Below are 17,628 nucleotides of genomic sequence, written 5' to 3' on the forward strand. Positions count from 1 at the left end.
GCCGCGTCAGGCCGCCAGGCTGCGCCAGAACTCATCGAGCAAGTCGGCAAAGACCTGCGGCTTCTCGACGGCGCTCAGGTGGGCCGCGTCGATGCTGCACAGCCGAGCCCCCGGGATGGCCTGGGCGATGCGCTCCGACAGGGCCGGCGGCGTCGCCTCATCACGGCTGCCGGCGATGACCAGGGTCGGGCAGTCGATGGTCGCATTGCCGGCGTCCAGCTCGATGCGGGCCACCGCGTCGCAGGCCGCCGCGTACGGCCCCGGGGCGGTCGCCTCGAGGACAGCGCGCAAGGCGGCCACGCGCGCGGCGCCGCCCTGCGCCTGGTCCGCCCGGAATTCGGGGGTGAACCAGCGCTGCATCGCACCCTCGGCGATCGCGGCCATCCCCTGCGCCTTGACGGTGTCGATCCGTGCCTGCCACAGGGCGCGCGCGGCCTCGTCATAGGCACTGGCCGAGTTCGCGATCACCAGGCTGCGGGCCAACCCGGGGTGGCGCGCGCCCAGGGCCTGGGCCGTCATGCCGCCCATGGACAGCCCGACGAAATGCGCCGGCTCGCCCTGGGCCCGGATCAATGCCGCGGCGTCATCGGCCAGGTCGGCCATGGTGTAGGCCTCGCCGGTGGCGGGCGAGCGTCCGTGGCCCCGGTGGTCATAGCGCAGCACGGTGTAGCGGTCCTGCAGGGCGTCGGCGACACCGTCCCACATCGTCAGGTCGCAGCCCAAGGCATGGCTGAGGATCACCAGCGGGCCCTGGCCCTGTCGCACGGTATTCAAGGGAAGCATCGGTATCGGTCGTGTTGAAGGAAAGCGTGGGCGATCGCCGGGCGCCAGGGCCGCGTGTGGCCGTGCCCCGGTGGCCTGGCTGGCATGTGCCCGGCCCAGGCGCATGGATCCTAAGCAGCCCCGTCTCGCTCGTCCAATGACGTGTTTCGGATGGACCGATCGACTGAATCGATCAGACCGGCGACTCCCCGGTGGGGACTCAGAGGGGCTTCGCGCCCGGCAGCGACCGGCTGACCGTACGGATCGCCGAGTACAGCGCCTGGCCTGCCGGCGTGAGGATCGACTGGCTGGGCTGCACCAGGGAAATCCGCATCGGCGGGGTGGGCTCCGCGATGTCCACGAGGGTGACGAGCCGGCTTTGCTCGAACGCTTCGGCGATGGGGCGTGGCACGAAGCTGGCGGCATCGCTGTGGGCAACGAAGTGCACGGCCGCAGCGACCGACTCGCAGTGCGTGCGGCACACGGGCGGCTCCAGGCCGGCGTCCCGGAAGGCCCGGTCGTGAATGGCCCCGGGGCCGTTCTTCGGGCCACTGAGGATCCACTGCAGGTCGGTCAGGGCCTGAAGCGACTTCCGCCTGGCCAGCGGATGCCCCCGCCGCAGGACCACGGTCAGCGCGACCTCGAACAGCGGCTGGCAGGTGAACTCGGCGCCCAGGCCCTCCGCGGGCACCGGCCCGATCGCGAAGTCGATCGATCCGTCGCGAAACAGGCCCAGGACCGTGGGGTAGACAGCCTCCTGCAGGCGCACGTCGAGCCCCGGGAACTGTCGCCGGACGAGCTCCAGCGCGCTCGGGAGCACCAGCATGAAGGGCGTGGCGGAAGAAGCCACGGACAAGGTGCCGCCACGCGCATCGACCATCTGCGAGATGTGCTGGTCCGCCTTGTCCGCCGCCTTGACGATCAGGCGGGCATGGGCCAGCAAGGCGGTGCCGTAGTCGGTCAGGGCAACGCCCGCGCTGTGGCGGTACAGCAGGGTGGCCCTGACGTCGATCTCCAGTTGCTTGAGTGCCCGCGTGACGGCGGGCTGGGACACGCCCAGGCTGCGGGCCGCCGCGCTGACGCTGCCGGCATCGGCGACCGCGACCAGTGCACGCAGTTGGTACAGCTGCATGGTCAATCCATGTTCATTGGTTATGGGTAAGACGATTTTCAACCTATTCTTGCATGCCCTTTCCGGGGACACTGCCGCCCGGCGCAGGGCTTGTCAGCCCGCCTTGATCACCGAATCGCGAGACCTTGCAGTGACCGGAAAGCCCAACATCATCTTCATCCTGGCCGACGACCTCGGTTATGCCGACCTCGGCTGCTACGGCGGACGCGAGCCCGTCTCGCCCCATCTCGACCGGATGGCCAGCGAAGGCATCCGCTTCACCCAGGGCTATGCCAACTCGCCCGTCTGCTCGCCCACGCGGTTCGCGCTCATGACCGGCCGCTACCAGTACCACTTCCGCGGCGCGCAGGACGAACCCCTGCATGGCCCCAACGCCACGCGCAGCACGCACGGCCTGCCGCCGTCGCACCAGACGCTGCCGTCCCTGCTGCGCGAAGCCGGCTACCGGACCGCCCTGGTCGGCAAATGGCACCTGGGCCACGAGCCGCATTTCGGGCCGCTGAAGAGCGGCTATGACGAGCACTTCGGGCTCATGTCGGGGGGCATCGATTACTTCACCCACACGGCGCCGAACGGCAAGAAGGACCTCTGGCACAACGGCGTGCCGGTGGACGACGACACCTACCTGACCGACCTGCTGTCGGACCGCAGCGTGGAGTTCATCCAGCGCTGCGCCGGCCAGGACCAGCCGTTCTTCCTGTCGCTGCACTACACGGCCCCGCACTGGCCCTGGGAAACCCGGGAGGACCACGCGCTGGCCAAGACCCTGGTGGGCAAGACCTTCCACCTCGATGGCGGCTCGGTGCAGACCTACCACCGCATGATCCACCACATGGACGAAGGCATCGGCAAGATCATGGCCGAGCTCAAGCGCCTCGGGCTGGACGAGAACACGCTGGTGGTCTTCACCAGCGACAACGGCGGTGAGCGTTTCAGCGACAGCTGGCCCCTGGTGGGTGGAAAGATGGACCTGACCGAAGGCGGCATCCGGGTTCCCTACATCGTCCGGTGGCCGGCCGTGATCCCGGCTGGCGGTGTGAGCGAGCAAATGATCATCACCATGGACTGGGTGCCCACCCTGCTGGAAGCCGCCCAGGCCCGGCCGCAGCTGGACCACCCGTTCGACGGCCTGTCCATCCTGCCCCACCTGCGCGATGCCGCACGGGTGCAGGAGCGCCAGTTGTGCTGGCGCATGAATTACCGCCAGCAGCGGGCACTGCGCCGCGGCAACTGGAAGTACCTGCGCGTGGAGGGACACGAGTACCTGTTCGACCTCGCCGCCGACGCGCGGGAGCGCGCCAACCAGATGCACCGCCACCCGGACAAGCTGGCCGAGATGCGTGACAGCTTCGAGCAGTGGGACCGCTCGCTGCCCCCCATCCCGGAGGACGCCTCGGTCACGCTGGTCTACACGAAGAAAGACATGCCTTGAGCGCGCCGTGCGCCAGGCCCCCGGACCCGCAATTTCATGATGACAACAAGGAGACAAGCCATGACCCCTTCTCACTCGAGCCAACGGCGCAGCGTGCTGCGCGGCATGACGGTCCTTGCGCTGGGCGCGAGCCTGGCCGGCGCCAGCCTGGCCCAGGCCTGGCCCGTCAAGCCGCTGCGGCTGCTCGTGCCCTACACCGCCGGCTCGCCACCGGACCTGTCCTCGCGCGTCGTGGCCACCTACCTCGCCACGGCCCTGCAGCAGCCGGTCGTGGTCGAGAACAAGCCGGGCGCCATCGGCCTGGTGGCGCTCCAGGAGCTCCTGCGGCAACCCGCGGACGGCTACACGCTCTACTGCCTCCTCACGCCGGTGACGACGGCGTCGGCGCTGCTGCCGGCCCAGAAGGTCGATCTGGCCAAGGAGCTGCAGCCGGTCTCGCAGATCAGCCGCATCGGTACCGTCCTGGTCGTCAACAACGACCTGCCGGCCACCGACATGAAGTCGTTCGTGGCCTTGCTGCGCGCGAAACCCAACCAGCTGAACTTCGCCTCTACCGGCAACGGGACTCCGGCCCACCTGGCGGGTGAGCTGTTCAAGAACCAGGAGAAGGTCCAGGCCTCGCATGTGCCCTACCAGTCGTTCTCCCAGTCGGTGCCCGACCTCCTGAGCAATCGCGTGCAGTTCATGTTCATGACCAGCAGCGTGGCCGCTCCGCTGGTCAACACCGGCAAGGTGCGGGCGCTGGGCATCGTGGGCCCGAACCGCCTGCCGATCCTGCCCAGCGTTCCCACGCTGTCGGAGCAGGGCATGGGCAAGCTCGACACCAGCAGCTGGGACGCGATCGTGGTGAAGGCCGGGACGCCCAGGCCGATCGTCGAGCGGCTCCACACCGAGATCGCGCGCATCATGGCCAAGCCGGAAGTCAAGGCGAAGTTCGTCGAGATGGGGATGGCCGCCGTCAGTTCCACGCCCGAGGAGCTGGGCGCGCTGATCGAGGCCGAGACGGCCCGCTGGGGCGCCGTGATCAAGGCCGCCAACATCACCGCAAACTGAACCGCCGCGAGGTCATGGCCGCCGGCCTGACCTCGCAAGGGCGCCCGGTTCAGTGCAGGCCGAGCAGCTGGCGGGCCTGCCGGGCGCTGGCGACGGGGCGGCCGTGCGCCTCGCACAGCCGGACCACGGCACGCACCAGCGCCGCGTTGGACGGTGCCAGCGTGTCCTTGTCGAGGCGCACGTTGTCTTCCATGCCCGTGCGGCAGTGGCCACCCAGCTCCAGCGACCAGCGCGCCATCGTCATCTGGTCGCGGCCGATGCCGGCGCCGGTCCAGGTGGCGCCCGGGGCCACGCGCTGCAGGGTGCGCACGTAGAACTCCAGCACCTCGCGGTCGACCGGCATCGCGTTGCGGATGCCCATCACGAACTGCACATGCAGGGGGCCCTGGATGAGGCCCCGCTGCTGCAGGTTCGCGGCCTGGAAGATCATCGACAGGTCGAAGGCCTCGATCTCCGGCTTGATGCCGTGCTCGCGCATCTCGGTGGCCAGCCACTCCACCAGGTCCGGGCTGTTGTCGTAGACCCGGGTCGGGAAGTTCACCGAGCCGGTGGCCAGCGAGCCCATGTCGGGCTTGAGGGCCAGGTGCGCGCCGCGCTCGCGGCCGGCGCCGGAGCGGCCGCCCGTCGAGAACTGGATGATCATGTCCGGGCAGTGCTTGCGGATCCCGTCCATGACCTGCGCGAAGCGCTCGGGCGACGAGGTCGCGGTCCCGTCGTCGTTGCGCACATGCAGGTGCACCAGGGAAGCGCCGGCCTCGAAGGCCTCGTGGGTGGATTCGATCTGCTCCTGGACGGTGATGGGCACGGCCGGGTTGTCGCGCTTCTGGGGCAGCGAGCCCGTGATCGCGACGGTGATGATGCAGGGGGTGGTCATGGAGCGTGTCTGCGTGGGACACCGGCCGGCGCGCCGCGCCCTGCCGGTGGGATCATGGGATGCGCCTGGAACCGGCTCACTGGGAGGCGGTCATGGCGACTGCGGGCGACGCGGCCTGCGCCCGGGCCGAGGCCGAGCGACCATGGTTGATCATGGCCACGGCGACTGCGGCGATCACCGCGGGGATCGCGATGGCGATGAAGTTCTGCTGCAGCGGCAGGGCCATCGCCACCAGCGAGCCGATCACGATCGGGGCCAGGATGGCGCCGCTGCGGCCCATGCCGGAGGCGAAGCCGATGCCGGTGGAGCGGATCGCCATGGGATAGAACTGGCCGGCATAGGCATAGGTCACGATCTGCGTGCCGATCGTCGACGCACCGGCCAGGCCGACCACGACGAACAGCGCCCCGGTGGCCATCGGCACGCCCAGCAGCGTGATCGACACCGCAGCCAGCACGTACATCGAGACCAGCACCCACTTGATGTTGAAGCGGTCGGCCAGCCAGCCGCCGCCGATCGCGCCGACCATGGCGCCGAAGTTCAGCGTCAGCACGAAGGTCAGCGCCGAGCCCAGGCTGTAGCCGGCACCAGCCATCAGCTTGGTCAGCCAGGAGCTGAGCGCGTAGACCATGAACAGGCACATGAAGAACGCGGTCCAGAACATCACCGTGCTGAAGCCGCGGCCGTCCTGGAACAGCTGGCTCACCGGCGCGTCCGTGGCCTTGTCGACGGCGGGCAGCGCAAAACGGTCCTCGGCGGTCGGCTTGAAGGCCGGGTCGAGCCGGGCGATGATGGCCTTGAGCTCGTCATGCCGCCCCTTCTTCAGCAGGAAGGGCATCGATTCCGGCAGCGATTTGAGAATGAACGGGATGAGCACCACCGGCGCGGCGGCGGCCAGGAAGACCGACTGCCAGCCGTGGCTCTCGATCAGGCCCTTGCCCAGCACCGCAGCCAGCATGCCGCCCACCGCATAGCCGCTGAACATCAGCGTGACCATGGTCGAGCGCACCTTGCGCGGCGAGTACTCGGTCATCTGCGCCACCACGTTGGGCATGACGCCACCGATGCCCAGGCCGGCCAGGAAGCGGGTGACGCTGAACATCACCGGGTCGTCCGTCAGGCCCGCCGCCGCCGTGAAGAGGCTGAACAGCACGATGCAGGCGACGATGGCCCATCGGCGGCCGATGCGGTCGGCGATCGTGCCCATGAAGATGGCCCCGAACATCATCCCGAACAGCGCCGAACTCACCATGAAGCCGGCCTGGGTGGCCTGGACCCCCATCTGCTTCATGATCGACGGCAGCGCGATGCCGGCCACGGCCAGGTCATAGCCGTCGAAGATGATGATCAGCGCGCACCAGAACAGCACCATGCCGTGGAAGCGGTTGAATCGCGCCTCGTCGGCGACCTTGTGAACGTCGATGTGTCTCATGCTTGTCTCCTGAATGATTTCTTGTGTGGGGAGGAAAGACCGGGCCCTTCAGCCCAGGTCGCCGCCGCCCACCGGCAGCGTGACGCCGGTGATGTAGCTGGCCTCGTCGGAGGCGAGGAAGAGGATCGCGCCGACCTGCTCGTCGATGGTCCCGTAGCGCTTCATCAGGCTGGACTCCACCGTCTGGTCGACGATCTGCTGGTACCAGGCCTTCTCCTGCTCGGTGGGCTGCTCGGTGTTGCGCGGGATGCGCCGCGGCGGCGCCTCGGTGCCGCCGGGGGCGGTGGCGTTGACGCGGATGCCGCGCCCGGCGTTCTCGAAGGCCAGGCAGGCGGTGAGCGCATTGACGCCGCCCTTGGCCGCTCCATAGGGAACGCGGTTGACGCCACGGGTGGCGATCGACGAGACGTTGACGATGGCGCCGCTGCCCTGCGCCAGCATGGCCGGCAGCGCGGCATGGCAGCACCACAGCGTGGGGAACAGCGAGCGGCGCACCTCGGCTTCGATCTCGTGCTCGCGGTAGTGCTCGAAGGGCTTGGCCCAGATCGTGCCGCCGACGTTGTTCACGAGGATGTCCAGGCGGCCGAATCGCCCGGTCGTCTCGGCCATCACGCGCTCGGCGTCGGCGTTGCGCTCCAGGTCGGCCGTCAGCGTCAGCAGCCGGTCGGCGGCGCCCGGCAGGCTGCGCAGCTCGTGGACCAGCTCGGAGCGGTCGACGGCCGCCACGCGACCGCCCTCTTCGAGCATGCGCTCGACCACGCGCCGGCCGATGCCCTGCGCGGCGCCGGTGATGACGGCGACCTTGTCGTTGAAACGGGGATGCATGGCAGGGTCCTCAGGCGCTGGCCGCGAACTTCTCGTAGTGGAAGCTGGCCGGTTGGACGCCGCATTCGCGGATGAACTGGCTGACCGCCTCCACCATCGGCGGCGGGCCGCACAGGTAGACATCGACCTCGCCGTCGTTCAGCTGCGCCGGCGTGATGTGGTGGGTGACGTAGCCCTTGTTCGGGTACGTGCTCTCGGGGCTGGCGACGCAGGCGGTGTAGCTGAAGTTCGGGATGCGCTGCGCGTACTCGGCCAGCCGGTCCATCTCCACCAGGTCGGTGTCGTGCGTGACGCCGTAGACCAGGTGCAGCGGGTGGGCGCTGCCTTCGGCGGCGATCTTGTCCAGCATGGCGGTGAAGGGCGCCAGGCCGGTGCCGCCGGCCAGGAGCAGCAGCGGGCGCTGGATGGCGCGCAGGTAGAACGTGCCCAGCGGGCCGGTCAGCGTCATGCGGTCGCCCGGTTTCGCGGCGCCGGTGAGGTAGGCGCTCATGAGGCCGCCCGGCACGTTGCGGATCAGGAACGACACGGTGCCGTCCTTCACCAGCGAGCTGAACGAGTAGGCCCGCGTCTGGTCGGTGCCCGGCACCTGCAGGTTCACGTACTGGCCCGGCAGGAAGGCCAGCTTGTCGAGCGACGGATCCTGCAGCGTCAGGGACACCGTGCTCGGCGACAGCTGGCGCACCTCGCGTATGGCGGCGGACACCGCCGCCTGCGGCGTGCGGCACACCGACGAGGAGGCCGGCACCTGCACCACGCAGTCGCCCTGGGCCCGCATCTGGCAGGTCAGCACGTAGCCACGGGCCGCCTCCTCCTCGCTGAGCGCGTCCTCGATGTACTCGCCCATCTCGAAACGGCCGGACTCCGCCAGGCACTTGCAGGTGCCGCAGGCGCCGTCGCGGCAGTCCAGCGGGATGTTCACGCCCTGGCGGTAGGCGGCGTCGGCCACCGTCTCGGTCGGGTTGGCCTCGATGAAGCGGGTGACACCGTCCTCGAAGCAAAGGGCAATCTGGTGGGGCATGGCTTGTCTCCTCGTCATGGCCGGCGCCTGCGCCTGCAGGCCGCCGGCGTCGGCAGCGTCAGATGTGATAGACGTCCAGCACGTGGTGGATGTAGTCGTTCTTCAGCACCACGTACTTGCGCCGAATGAGCGGCTGGCCGCTGCTCAGGTCCAGCGTGTAGTGGCTGGTGCCGAAGTAGCTGTCCACCGTCTGGTAGCGGTAGCTCAGGGTGTGCCAGTTGAAGCGCACCTCGACCTGCTCGCCCTTCGCCGACACGATCTCGACGTTGTGGATGTTGTGGCCCGTGCGCGGCTCGGGCATGCTGGCCGCCGAGCGTTCGGTCTTGATGCGGAACACCCGGTCTTCCAGCCCGCCCTTGTTCGGGTAATAGATCAGCGAGATCTCGCGCTGCGGGTCGGTGGTCAGCTGGCCGTCGTCGTCCCACGAGGGCATCCAGAACTCGGCAGCCGGGTGGTAGCAGGCCAGCCACTCGTCCCACTGGCGGTCATCCAGCAGCCGGGCCTCGCGGTACAGGAAGGCCTGCACCTGTTCGATCGTCATCATGGTGTGTCTCCTTCAGGCGTGGTCACAGGCATGGCTGTGCTCGCACACGGGGTGCTGCGCGCCGGTGGCCTGGCGGGCTTCTTCTTTGGCGACGGCGCGCTGCATCGTCTCCAGCCAGTAGCGGTGCTGCACGGTGTAGAGGCCCTCGTCCTCGGTCTTCACGCCCGACAGCGTCGGGTTCAGGCCGATTTCCTTGGCGGCGGCGTCGGGGCCGGCCACCCACTGGGTCGAGCCGCGGCACATGTCATTCCACTCCAGCGCGATGCCGGCGTAGCCCTGCTGGCAGGCCCGGAACTCCTCGAGGTCGTCGGGGGTGGCCATGCCGGTGGCGTTGAAGAAGTCCTCGTACTGGCGGATGCGCCGGGCGCGCGCCTCGGCCGCCTCGCCCTTGGGCGCGATGCAGTAGATGGTGACCTCGGTCTTGTCGACGCTGATCGGGCGCAGCACGCGGAGCTGCGAGCTGAACTGGTCCATCAGGTAGACGTTCGGGTACAGGCACAGGTTGCGCGAGTGCCCGATCATCCAGTCGGCGCGGGCCTGGCCGAACTGCGCCACGAGCTGGTCGCGGATCGGGTAGGCGGGCCGGTCTTCCGGGTTGGCCCACTTCGTCCACAGCAGCATGTGGCCGTGCTCGAACGAATAGAAGCCGCCGCCCTGCTTGGCCCAGCTGCCGGCATCCATCGCCTTGATGGTGTCGCCCGCGGCCGCCTGCTTGCGCTGGTTGGTGGTGGCTGCGTAGTTCCAGTGCACCGAGCTCACGTGGTAGCCGTCGGCGCCGTTCTCGGCCTGCAGCTTCCAGTTGCCGTCGAAGGTGTAGGTCGACGAGCCGCGCAGCACCTCCAGGCCCTCCGGCGACTGGTCCACGATCATGTCGATGATCTTGGTGGACTCGCCGAGGAACTCGGTCAGCGGCGCCACATCGGGATTCAGGCTGCCGAACAGGAAGCCGCGGTAGCTCTCGAAGCGGGCGACCTTCTTCAGGTCGTGGCTGCCGTCCTGGTTGAAGGTGTCGGGGTAGCCGGCGCCGTTGGCGTCCTTCACCTTGAGCAGCTTGCCGGAGTTGTTGAAGGTCCAGCCATGGAAGGTGCAGGTGAAGCTGGCCTTGTTGCCCTTCTTGTGGCGGCACAGCGTGGCGCCCCGGTGCGAGCAGGCGTTGATGATCGCGTTCAGCTCACCGCCCTTGTTGCGGGTGATGACGATGGGCTGGCGGCCGATGTAGGTGGTGAGGTAGTCGTTCGGGTTGGGGATCTGGCTCTCGTGGGCCAGGTAGATCCAGTTGCCCTCGAAGATGTGCTTCATCTCCAGGTCGAACAGGGCCTCGTCGGTGAAGGCGCTGCGATGCAGGCGGTAGACGTGCCGGTCGGTGTCCTCCACCAACATGCCGGCCAGGCGCTGCTTGACGCCTTCAAGGGATGCGGAAGTGTTCATGCTTGTCTCCATGCCCTGTCATGCGGGCTGATTCAGTCAAGGCTTCGCCCGACCCGGGCACGGGCGTGCGCCGGGAGGAGAAGGTGCTTGCGGGGGGATGGGCGCCGCCGCCGGCGGCGCCCGGGTCGCCGTATCAGGCGGCCGCGCGGGGACGGGCGATGTCCGCGGTCGGCGCGCTGGGCTGCTCGGCATGCAGCGTGAAGTCGAACTTGATTTCGTAGAACGGCTTGTCGACGTTCAGCGCGTTCATCGCTGCGCGGTCGTTGTTCGTGTAGACCTTGGGCACCAGGCCTTCACGCGTGCCGAAGGCGAAGTCGTCCCAGAGATGCGGGTCGTTCTCGATGTTGATCTGCGTGGTCAGCTTGCGGTGGCCGGGCGCCGACACGAAGAAGTGGATGTGCGCCGGGCGATGGCCGTGGCGGCCGAGCTTCTGCAGCAGGCGGTCGGTGGCGCCGCCCGGAGGGCAGCTGTAGCCCACCGGCATCACGCTGCGGAACTTGTAGCGGCCCTGCGCGTCGGCGATGAGGGTGCGACGCAGGTTGAAGGCGCTCTGGGTCGGGTCGAAATAGGAGTAGTTGCCCTTGTCATTGGCATGCCACACCTCGACCTGGGCGTTGGGGATGGGCTGGCCGTCGATGCCGCGCACCACGCCCTGCATCACCACCACTTCGCCAGCGGTCTGGCCGTCGTCCAGGCGCGCCTCGCCTTGCGCCACGGGAGCGCCCGCCACGTACAGCGGGCCTTCGATGGTGCGGGGCGTGCCGCCCTTCAGGCCGGCACGGGCTTCTGCCTCGTCCATGCGCAGGTCCAGGAAGTGCTCCAGGCCGATGCCGGGGGCGATCAGCCCCAGTTCGCCGTTGCGGCCGGCTTCCGCGAAGAAATTCAGGCCCGACCAGAACTCCTCGGGGGTGATGTCCAGCTCTTCGATGGCGACCATCAGGTCACGCACCAGGCGATGGACGATCTGCTTGATGCGGGCATCGCCCTCGCCGACGACGCCGGTCTTCTCGAAACGGTCCAGCAGCTGGTCGATGGTCTTCGTATCCATGGGTTGTCTCCTCAGGGGGGGGTGGGAAGGAATGGACCGAATCCTAGGAATTTGCTGGTGCCAAGTCCAAGATGCTTTTAGACTGTATACATACTCTTAAGGTATGGAATGGAACTGCGACACCTGCGCTACTTCGTTGCCGTCGCCGACGAGCAGAGCTTCACGCGAGCCGCCGGGCGGCTGCACATCTCGCAGCCCCCGCTGAGCCGGCAGATCCAGGATCTGGAAGAGGAACTGGGGACGCCGCTGTTCGAGCGCGGCTCACGCCCGCTGAAACTGACGGAGCCGGGGCGCTTCTTCTACAGCCATGCCACGCGCCTGCTGGAGCAGGCGGCCCAGGCCGCGCGGGCCACGCGCCGCGTGGCGCGAATGGAGCGCAGGCTGGTGATCGGCTTCGTCGCGTCGACGATGTACGGCGCGCTGCCGCGGCTGGTGCGGCTGTTCCGGGCCGAACTGCCGCAGGTGGAAATCGCGCTGGAGGAGATGTCGACGCTGGACCAGACGGAGGCCCTGAAGGCCGGGCGCATCGACGTGGGATTCGGACGCGTCCGGCTGGACGATCCGAGCATCCAGCGGGAGGTGCTGCGCGAGGAACGCCTGGTGGTGGCGATACCCTTGGAGCATAGTCTCGCGATTTCAGAAAAGCCGGTCATTCTCGCCGCGCTCGAGAATTACGACATCCTGGTTTACCCGAAGCGACCGCGTCCGAGCTACGCGGACCAGGTGCTGTCGCTGTTCCGCGACCAGGGCCTTCAACCCGCCAACGTGCATGAGGTCCAGGAAATCCAGACCGCGCTGGGCCTGGTGGCGGCGGGCATGGGCATCTGCGTGGTGCCCACCGGCGTGAGCCGGCTGCGGCCTGACGAGGTGGTCTACCGCCCCCTGAGCGACCCGCAGGCCGTGTCGCCGATCATCATGAGCACGCGCATGCACGACCGCAACGAGGACATCGTGGTGCTGCGCGGGTTGATCGACCGCATCTACGCCGAAATGGCGGCGGCTCGCCAGCGCGCCGAGCCGGGCGCCCCCAGCCCGACCGCCGAACCGGGGTAGGGCCTAGGCAACGCTCCCGCCTGGAACATCGGCGCGAGGAATCTCCCAGCTGAATCGGTTCTTGCCGGCGGTCTTGGCGGCATACATGGCGGCGTCGGCATGGGCCACCAGGGTCCCGGGCGTGTCGCCATGCGCGGGGTACACCGCGGCGCCCACGCTGGCGGAGACCTCCACCGGCGTGCCCTCCAGGTCGAACGGGATGGCCAGCGCGCCGATGATCTTGGCGGCCACCACCTCGCAGTCCCCCGGCAGCGCCAGCTTGGCCAGCACCACGGCGAACTCGTCCCCGCCGACGCGCGCCACCGTGTCCTCCGCCCGCACGCAGGCCACCAGGCGCTCCGCGACCTGCTGCAGCAGCAGGTCGCCGGCGGCATGGCCGAGGCTGTCGTTCACCGGCTTGAAGCCGTCCAGGTCGAGGTACAGGACGCCCGCCAGCTCGCCATGCCGGCGCGCGGACTCGAGCACGCGGCCGAGCCGGTCCAGGAGCAGCACCCGATTGGGCAGGCCGGTGAGGGCGTCGTGCAGCGCGTTGTGCGACAGCCGCGCCTCCAGGATCTTGCGGGCGGTGATGTCCTGGGTGACGGCCACGAGGTAAGACGGCACGCCCTGGGGGTCGGTCACCACGCTCAGCGCCTCGCAGACCCACACGGTGGAGCCGTTCTTGCGGCGGTACTGCTTCTCGATCTCCGGCGGAAACGCTGCCGAGCCGGAGGACAGCCGCCGCGCCAGGAACTGGCGCACCACGGGGCGCAGGTCCTCGTCGCTCAGGTCGAACACGGTGCGCGCGAGCAGTTCCTCGCGGCTGTAGCCCAGCATGCGACAGAACTTCTCGTTGGCCCGCAGCAGGCGGCCGTCGGGCGCGATGTGGGCGATGCCCATGGCCGCCTGGTGGAAGGTGGCCCGGTACAGCGCCTCGCTGTCCTGCAGCGCCGCCGCCGCGGCGCGCTGGCGCGCCAGCACCAGCAGCAGCAGGCCGCTGAAGCCCAGGATCACCACCGTCCCGCCCCCGGCCATCAGCAGGTAGACGAGGCGCGCCTGCCGCGCGGGGGCCAGGTCCTCGGCGTAGTCGGTGCCCACGACCACCATCAGCGGGTAGCCGACGACGGTGCGGTAGCTGACGATCCGCGCCACGCCGTTGGCGTCGGCGCCGGGGTCGACGAAGGAGCCCTCGCGCTCCACGGCGCGCTGCGTGAACCAGCTGAAGCCGCGGGCATCCATGCCGAAGCTCAGGTCGCCGCCGACCTTGCGCGAACGCACGATCCCGTCCAGCCCCGTGACCTCGAGCAGGCCCTGGGGGCCCAGGTCGACCTGGCGGTAGAAGTCGGTGAAGTCGGCCGGCTCGACCGTCAGCACCACCAGGCCGGCGAAGCCGCCGTCGGCGCCGGTGATGCGCAGCGCCATCGGGATGAGCCAGCGGCCCGAGAGACGGCCCAGGACCGGCCGGCCCACGAACAGCGCGTCGCGCCGGGCCTCGCGCTGGGCGGAGAAGAAGTCCCGGTCCGCGTAGTTGACGCGCTCCCCCACCGGGCCTGAGCTGCTGATGATGTGGCCGTCGGCGCCGACCAGGTGGATCACCGTGAAGCGCCCCTCGCGGATCACCTGCTGGTCCACGAGCCGGCGCAGGTCCAGGGCCTTGCCCTCCTTCAGGTACCGCTCGCGCACGAACGCCGCCACCTGCTCGGCGGCCTTGAGGGTGCGGAAGGTGTGCTGCTCGAACGCGATGGCCAGGTTCGCGTTCGCCTCCTGGGCGGACGCCACGGCCTGGTCCCGCTCCACGATGATGCGCTCGAGGGTGGTCAGCCAGATGCCCGCGAGCAGCACCAGGCTGCCCAGCGTGATCACCAGCGTCAGGGGCATGCTCGCCGCGAGCGGCCAGCGCGTGGCCTCGGCGGCATCGACCGCGCCGTCTCCGCCCCCGGGCCGTTTCGTCTCCACCGCGTCAGCCTCCAATCGTTATGACCACTATTATCATTTTGATATTCATTATCGGTTGATCGGAGAGGCACGCAAGACGCGCTGCAAAATCGCAACAATTCCTGGGGTTCATCCTTAGGGAATTGACTACTTTCTGAATATCAATCCAACAGATGGCTCTCTGGCCACCAGGCCGCCGGGCAGGTGCGGGATCGGGGAAGGGAACACGCCAGGAGCCCGGGGCGCCGGGCCGGCGCCAGGGGCAGGTGGCGAATGCTGCTATACTCTCGGTTTCGCCGTTGCAGCAATTCAACGGTGCGGGTTCTTAGCTCAGTTGGTAGAGCAGCGGACTCTTAATCCGTAGGTCGTAGGTTCGAATCCTACAGGACCCACCACCCGACAAGCCCTCCGGGGCACGAAAGCCTGCTACTGAATCAGTAGCAGGCTTTTTCATTTCGGCGCGGCCTGCGCGCGCCTCGCCATGGCGCCCCGGCATCCGGCGGAATCCCCCCTCTTATCCGCGTTTCAGTTCGCGCCGGCTCGGCCGAATATCCGGCATGGCCCCGGGTCGACCCGAGGCCCCCCTGCACCTTTCCCGCAACGGACACGGAGACCCGCATGCCCGAAATGCTCGAACGCCTGCTCGGGCGCGCCCGTCCCCCGGCCCCGGACGACGCCCCGCCGGGCCAGGCGGCCCTCGCCGCCCTGGACGCCCTGCCCGGGGGGCTGGCCGTGTTCGACGCCACGCAGCGCCTCGGTTACTGCAGCACCGGTTTCGCCGCCCTGCTCGGGCTGCCGCCCGGCAGCCTCCACGAGGGCCTGCGCTTTCCCGCGCTGGTCGACCTGCTGCGCACCCGCGCCACCCCCGGCGCCGAGCCGACCGGCCTGCTGATGATGGATGGCGCAGCGCCCGAGGCGCCGCGCCGCTTCGAGCGGCTCATGCCGGGCGGCCGGCGCGTGGCCTTCACCGCCGTGCGCCTGGAGGACGGCTCGCTGGCCCTGTCCGGCCAGGACGCCCCGCCCGCCGGGCCGCGCCACCCGCCACCGCCGCCGCCGGACCTGGCCGGGTTGCACCAGGCCCAGGCCCGGGTCCGAGAGCTCGAGGACGCCGCCGGCCGCTTCATCTCCAACCTGGGACACGAGCTGCGCACGCCGCTCAACGCCATCGCCGGCTTGCTGCAGGTCGTCCAGGGCGACCCTGCCGCCGCCGGCACCGGCGAGTACCTGCGCAAGGCCCAGGACGCCGCCCGCAGCCTGCAGGACATCGTGAGCCAGGTGCTCGATTGCGCTGAGGCGCAGGAGGGCCGCGCGGCCCTGCAGCCCGCGCCCTTCAGCCTCGACGCGCTGCTGCGGGAGCTGTCGGTGGTGCTGTCCCATGCCGCCGGGGACCGGCCGGTGGCCGTCGCCTTCGACATCGACCCCGACGTGCCTGATCGCCTGCTCGGCGACGCCCGCCGCATCGGCCAGGTGCTGCGCCACCTGGGCAGCAACGCCCTCAAGTTCACCGCCGGCGGCCATGCCGTCCTGCGCGTCTCGCGCGAGGCCGCGCCGGCGGGCCGCGCGACGCTGGCCTTCGCGTTCGAAGACACCGGCCAGGGCATGGACGCCCCGACCCTGGCGCGCGTGCGCGGCGGGCTGGGCCAGGCCGACGCCAGCAGTACCCGCGTGTTCGGCGGCATGGGCCTGGGGCTGGCCACCAGCCGCCAGCTGCTGGCGCTGATGGACAGCGCGCTGGAGATCCACAGCGATGCCGGCCGCGGCAGCCGCGTCGGCTTCCGCCTCACCCTCCCGGTGGAATCCGAGACGCCCGGGACGCCCGAACGCGGGGCGCAGGCCACCGCGCCCCGCGTCCTGGTGGCCGACCACCACCCCGTCCGCCGCGAGGCGCTGGCCCGCATGGTCCGCACGCTGGGTTGGAACCCGGTGCAGGCCGCGGGCGTCGAGGAGGCGCTCGAGGTGGCGATCCAGACGCCGCGGCTGCACGCCGCGCTGGTGGAGTGGCGGCTCGACGGCAGCGGCGACTTCGAGGCCGCGCTGCGCCTGTCGGAGATCCTGGTGCCCACGGGCACGCCGGTCCTGGTCACGGGCAACGTCCCCGGCGGCCAGGCCTGGGGGACGCTGGACACCGCCAGCCGACAGCGCCTGCCCGCGCTGCTCGTGCAGCCCACCACCGCGGGCCTGCTGGCCGAGGGCGTGGCCCAGGCGCGCCAGCAGGCCGGCCCGCCGCCGGCGCGCCCGACCCCGATCGGCCGCCCGCTGGCCGGCCTGCGCCTGCTGCTGGCGGAGGACAACGTGAACAACCAGCTGGTCGCCAGCCGCCTGCTCACCGCCCAGGGCGCCACGGTCTCCGTCGCGGTCGACGGCCTCGACGCCCTCACCCACCTGGTGGCCGGGGGCGAGTTCGACGCGATCCTGATGGACTGGCAGATGCCGAACATGGACGGCCTGGAGACCACCCGCGAGATCCGGCAGATCTGCGGCTTCAGCCACCTGCCGGTCATCGCGCTCACGGCCAACGGGAGCGCTGCCGACCGCGCGGCCTGCCTCGCCGCGGGGATGGACGCCCACCTCGCCAAGCCCATCGACGTGGCGCTGCTGGTGCGCACCGTGCTGGAGGTCACGCGGCCCGCGGCCGCCCCGGCGGCGGCGCCCGCGCCCGCCCTGCCGCCCGTCGAGGCCGATGCACGGCTGCCAGCCGCCCTGCGCGACCTGCTCGAAGCGCCTGCAGGCCATGCCGGCGGAGAGGAGGTGTCGCACGTCCCCGAGCCGATGCTCGATCGTGCCGCCGCCATGGCCCGGCTCGGTTGCGACCCGGACTTCTACGACGCCCTGGTCGACCTCTTCACGCAGGACACGCCGCAGCTGCACGCCAACCTGGCCGATGCCGCGCGCGAGGGCCGGCGCGAGGTGGTGGTGCGCGAGGCGCACTCCCTCAAGGGTTCGGCCGGCACGCTCGGCGCGATGCACCTGGCCAGCAGCGCCGCGAGCGTCGAACAGGCCTTCGCGCGCCCGCCCGGCGCCCAGGACGGCACCACGCTGGCGCGGCTCGAAGAGGCCGTGCGCCTGACCCTGCTCGCCCTCGCGCCCGCCGGCCCGGCGCCGGCCTAAGGAAT

The 17,628-nt window shown here is 69.8% G+C and carries 14 protein-coding genes and 1 tRNA gene; 5 read left to right on the plus strand and 10 right to left on the minus strand.

Annotation, left to right across the window (positions count from 1 at the left end):
* Positions 1–6 precede the first annotated feature (6 nt).
* The gene (locus tag ACFQZY_RS18075) at positions 7–783 is read right to left on the minus strand and encodes an alpha/beta fold hydrolase (RefSeq protein ID WP_377418546.1); all 777 of its coding nucleotides are present in this window, start codon (positions 781–783) and stop codon (positions 7–9) included.
* A 199-nt stretch (positions 784–982) separates the two neighbouring features.
* Positions 983–1,894, minus strand: a complete 912-nt coding sequence (locus ACFQZY_RS18080) for a LysR family transcriptional regulator (RefSeq protein WP_377418549.1) — start codon at positions 1,892–1,894, stop codon at positions 983–985.
* Between the two features lie 130 nt (positions 1,895–2,024).
* Between ACFQZY_RS18080 and ACFQZY_RS18085 the strand changes: the two genes are divergently transcribed.
* Together ACFQZY_RS18085 and ACFQZY_RS18090 are read left to right on the plus strand one after the other, a co-directional pair.
* Positions 2,025–3,326, plus strand: a complete 1,302-nt coding sequence (locus ACFQZY_RS18085) for a sulfatase-like hydrolase/transferase (protein ID WP_377418552.1) — start codon at positions 2,025–2,027, stop codon at positions 3,324–3,326.
* 60 nt (positions 3,327–3,386) lie between these two features.
* Positions 3,387–4,379, plus strand: a complete 993-nt coding sequence (locus ACFQZY_RS18090) for a Bug family tripartite tricarboxylate transporter substrate binding protein (RefSeq protein WP_377418555.1) — start codon at positions 3,387–3,389, stop codon at positions 4,377–4,379.
* Positions 4,380–4,428: 49 nt separating this feature from the next.
* On the opposite strand, the gene ACFQZY_RS18095 is transcribed toward ACFQZY_RS18090, so the two are convergent.
* The 7 genes from ACFQZY_RS18095 to catA form a co-directional block, all read right to left on the minus strand.
* Positions 4,429–5,253, minus strand: a complete 825-nt coding sequence (locus tag ACFQZY_RS18095) for a 3-keto-5-aminohexanoate cleavage protein (protein WP_377418558.1) — start codon at positions 5,251–5,253, stop codon at positions 4,429–4,431.
* Between the two features lie 76 nt (positions 5,254–5,329).
* A complete protein-coding gene (locus ACFQZY_RS18100; protein WP_377418561.1) occupies positions 5,330–6,685 on the minus strand; it encodes an MFS transporter in 1,356 nt (451 codons plus the stop codon).
* A 48-nt stretch (positions 6,686–6,733) separates the two neighbouring features.
* Positions 6,734–7,510: a 1,6-dihydroxycyclohexa-2,4-diene-1-carboxylate dehydrogenase gene (locus ACFQZY_RS18105; RefSeq protein WP_377418564.1), complete on the minus strand. Its 777-nt coding sequence runs from the start codon at positions 7,508–7,510 to the stop codon at positions 6,734–6,736.
* Positions 7,511–7,520: 10 nt separating this feature from the next.
* Positions 7,521–8,528, minus strand: coding sequence for a benzoate 1,2-dioxygenase electron transfer component BenC (gene benC / locus ACFQZY_RS18110; protein WP_377418568.1), 1,008 nt, complete (start codon positions 8,526–8,528; stop codon positions 7,521–7,523).
* A 58-nt stretch (positions 8,529–8,586) separates the two neighbouring features.
* Entirely contained in the window at positions 8,587–9,072 is a 486-nt protein-coding gene (benB, locus tag ACFQZY_RS18115) for a benzoate 1,2-dioxygenase small subunit (protein ID WP_377418571.1), read from the minus strand.
* Positions 9,073–9,084: 12 nt separating this feature from the next.
* The gene (gene benA, locus ACFQZY_RS18120) at positions 9,085–10,500 is read right to left on the minus strand and encodes a benzoate 1,2-dioxygenase large subunit (RefSeq protein ID WP_377418574.1); all 1,416 of its coding nucleotides are present in this window, start codon (positions 10,498–10,500) and stop codon (positions 9,085–9,087) included.
* Positions 10,501–10,633: 133 nt separating this feature from the next.
* Entirely contained in the window at positions 10,634–11,548 is a 915-nt protein-coding gene (gene catA / locus ACFQZY_RS18125; RefSeq protein ID WP_377418577.1) for a catechol 1,2-dioxygenase, read from the minus strand.
* 108 nt (positions 11,549–11,656) lie between these two features.
* Between catA and ACFQZY_RS18130 the strand changes: the two genes are divergently transcribed.
* Positions 11,657–12,601, plus strand: a complete 945-nt coding sequence (locus ACFQZY_RS18130) for a LysR family transcriptional regulator (protein WP_377418580.1) — start codon at positions 11,657–11,659, stop codon at positions 12,599–12,601.
* Positions 12,602–12,604: 3 nt separating this feature from the next.
* Here ACFQZY_RS18130 and ACFQZY_RS18135 read toward each other — a convergent pair whose 3' ends face one another.
* Positions 12,605–14,536 carry a diguanylate cyclase domain-containing protein gene (locus ACFQZY_RS18135; protein WP_377418583.1) on the minus strand — a complete coding sequence of 644 codons (1,932 nt, stop codon included), beginning with the start codon at positions 14,534–14,536 and terminating at the stop codon, positions 12,605–12,607.
* 298 nt (positions 14,537–14,834) lie between these two features.
* On the opposite strand from ACFQZY_RS18135, the gene ACFQZY_RS18140 reads away from it, so the two are divergent.
* Both ACFQZY_RS18140 and ACFQZY_RS18145 read left to right on the plus strand, forming a co-directional pair.
* A tRNA-Lys gene (locus ACFQZY_RS18140) sits at positions 14,835–14,910 on the plus strand.
* Between the two features lie 223 nt (positions 14,911–15,133).
* Positions 15,134–17,623 carry a response regulator gene (locus tag ACFQZY_RS18145; protein WP_377418587.1) on the plus strand — a complete coding sequence of 830 codons (2,490 nt, stop codon included), beginning with the start codon at positions 15,134–15,136 and terminating at the stop codon, positions 17,621–17,623.
* The last annotated feature ends 5 nt before the right edge of the window (positions 17,624–17,628 follow it).

Source organism: Ramlibacter sp. GCM10027632 (assembly GCF_042675325.1).
Lineage (GTDB): Bacteria > Pseudomonadota > Gammaproteobacteria > Burkholderiales > Burkholderiaceae_C > Ramlibacter.

Excerpts from the sequence above, each read along its gene's own strand:
- ACFQZY_RS18075 (WP_377418546.1), bottom strand. The coding sequence starts at position 783 with ATGCTTCCCTTGAATACCGTGCGACAGGGCCAGGGCCCGCTGGTGATC.
- ACFQZY_RS18080 (WP_377418549.1), bottom strand. The coding sequence starts at position 1,894 with ATGCAGCTGTACCAACTGCGTGCACTGGTCGCGGTCGCCGATGCCGGC.
- ACFQZY_RS18090 (WP_377418555.1), top strand. The coding sequence starts at position 3,387 with ATGACCCCTTCTCACTCGAGCCAACGGCGCAGCGTGCTGCGCGGCATG.
- ACFQZY_RS18095 (WP_377418558.1), bottom strand. The coding sequence starts at position 5,253 with ATGACCACCCCCTGCATCATCACCGTCGCGATCACGGGCTCGCTGCCC.
- ACFQZY_RS18100 (WP_377418561.1), bottom strand. The coding sequence starts at position 6,685 with ATGAGACACATCGACGTTCACAAGGTCGCCGACGAGGCGCGATTCAAC.
- ACFQZY_RS18105 (WP_377418564.1), bottom strand. The coding sequence starts at position 7,510 with ATGCATCCCCGTTTCAACGACAAGGTCGCCGTCATCACCGGCGCCGCG.
- benC (WP_377418568.1), bottom strand. The coding sequence starts at position 8,528 with ATGCCCCACCAGATTGCCCTTTGCTTCGAGGACGGTGTCACCCGCTTC.
- benB (WP_377418571.1), bottom strand. The coding sequence starts at position 9,072 with ATGATGACGATCGAACAGGTGCAGGCCTTCCTGTACCGCGAGGCCCGG.
- benA (WP_377418574.1), bottom strand. The coding sequence starts at position 10,500 with ATGAACACTTCCGCATCCCTTGAAGGCGTCAAGCAGCGCCTGGCCGGC.
- catA (WP_377418577.1), bottom strand. The coding sequence starts at position 11,548 with ATGGATACGAAGACCATCGACCAGCTGCTGGACCGTTTCGAGAAGACC.
- ACFQZY_RS18130 (WP_377418580.1), top strand. The coding sequence starts at position 11,657 with ATGGAACTGCGACACCTGCGCTACTTCGTTGCCGTCGCCGACGAGCAG.
- ACFQZY_RS18145 (WP_377418587.1), top strand. The coding sequence starts at position 15,134 with ATGCCCGAAATGCTCGAACGCCTGCTCGGGCGCGCCCGTCCCCCGGCC.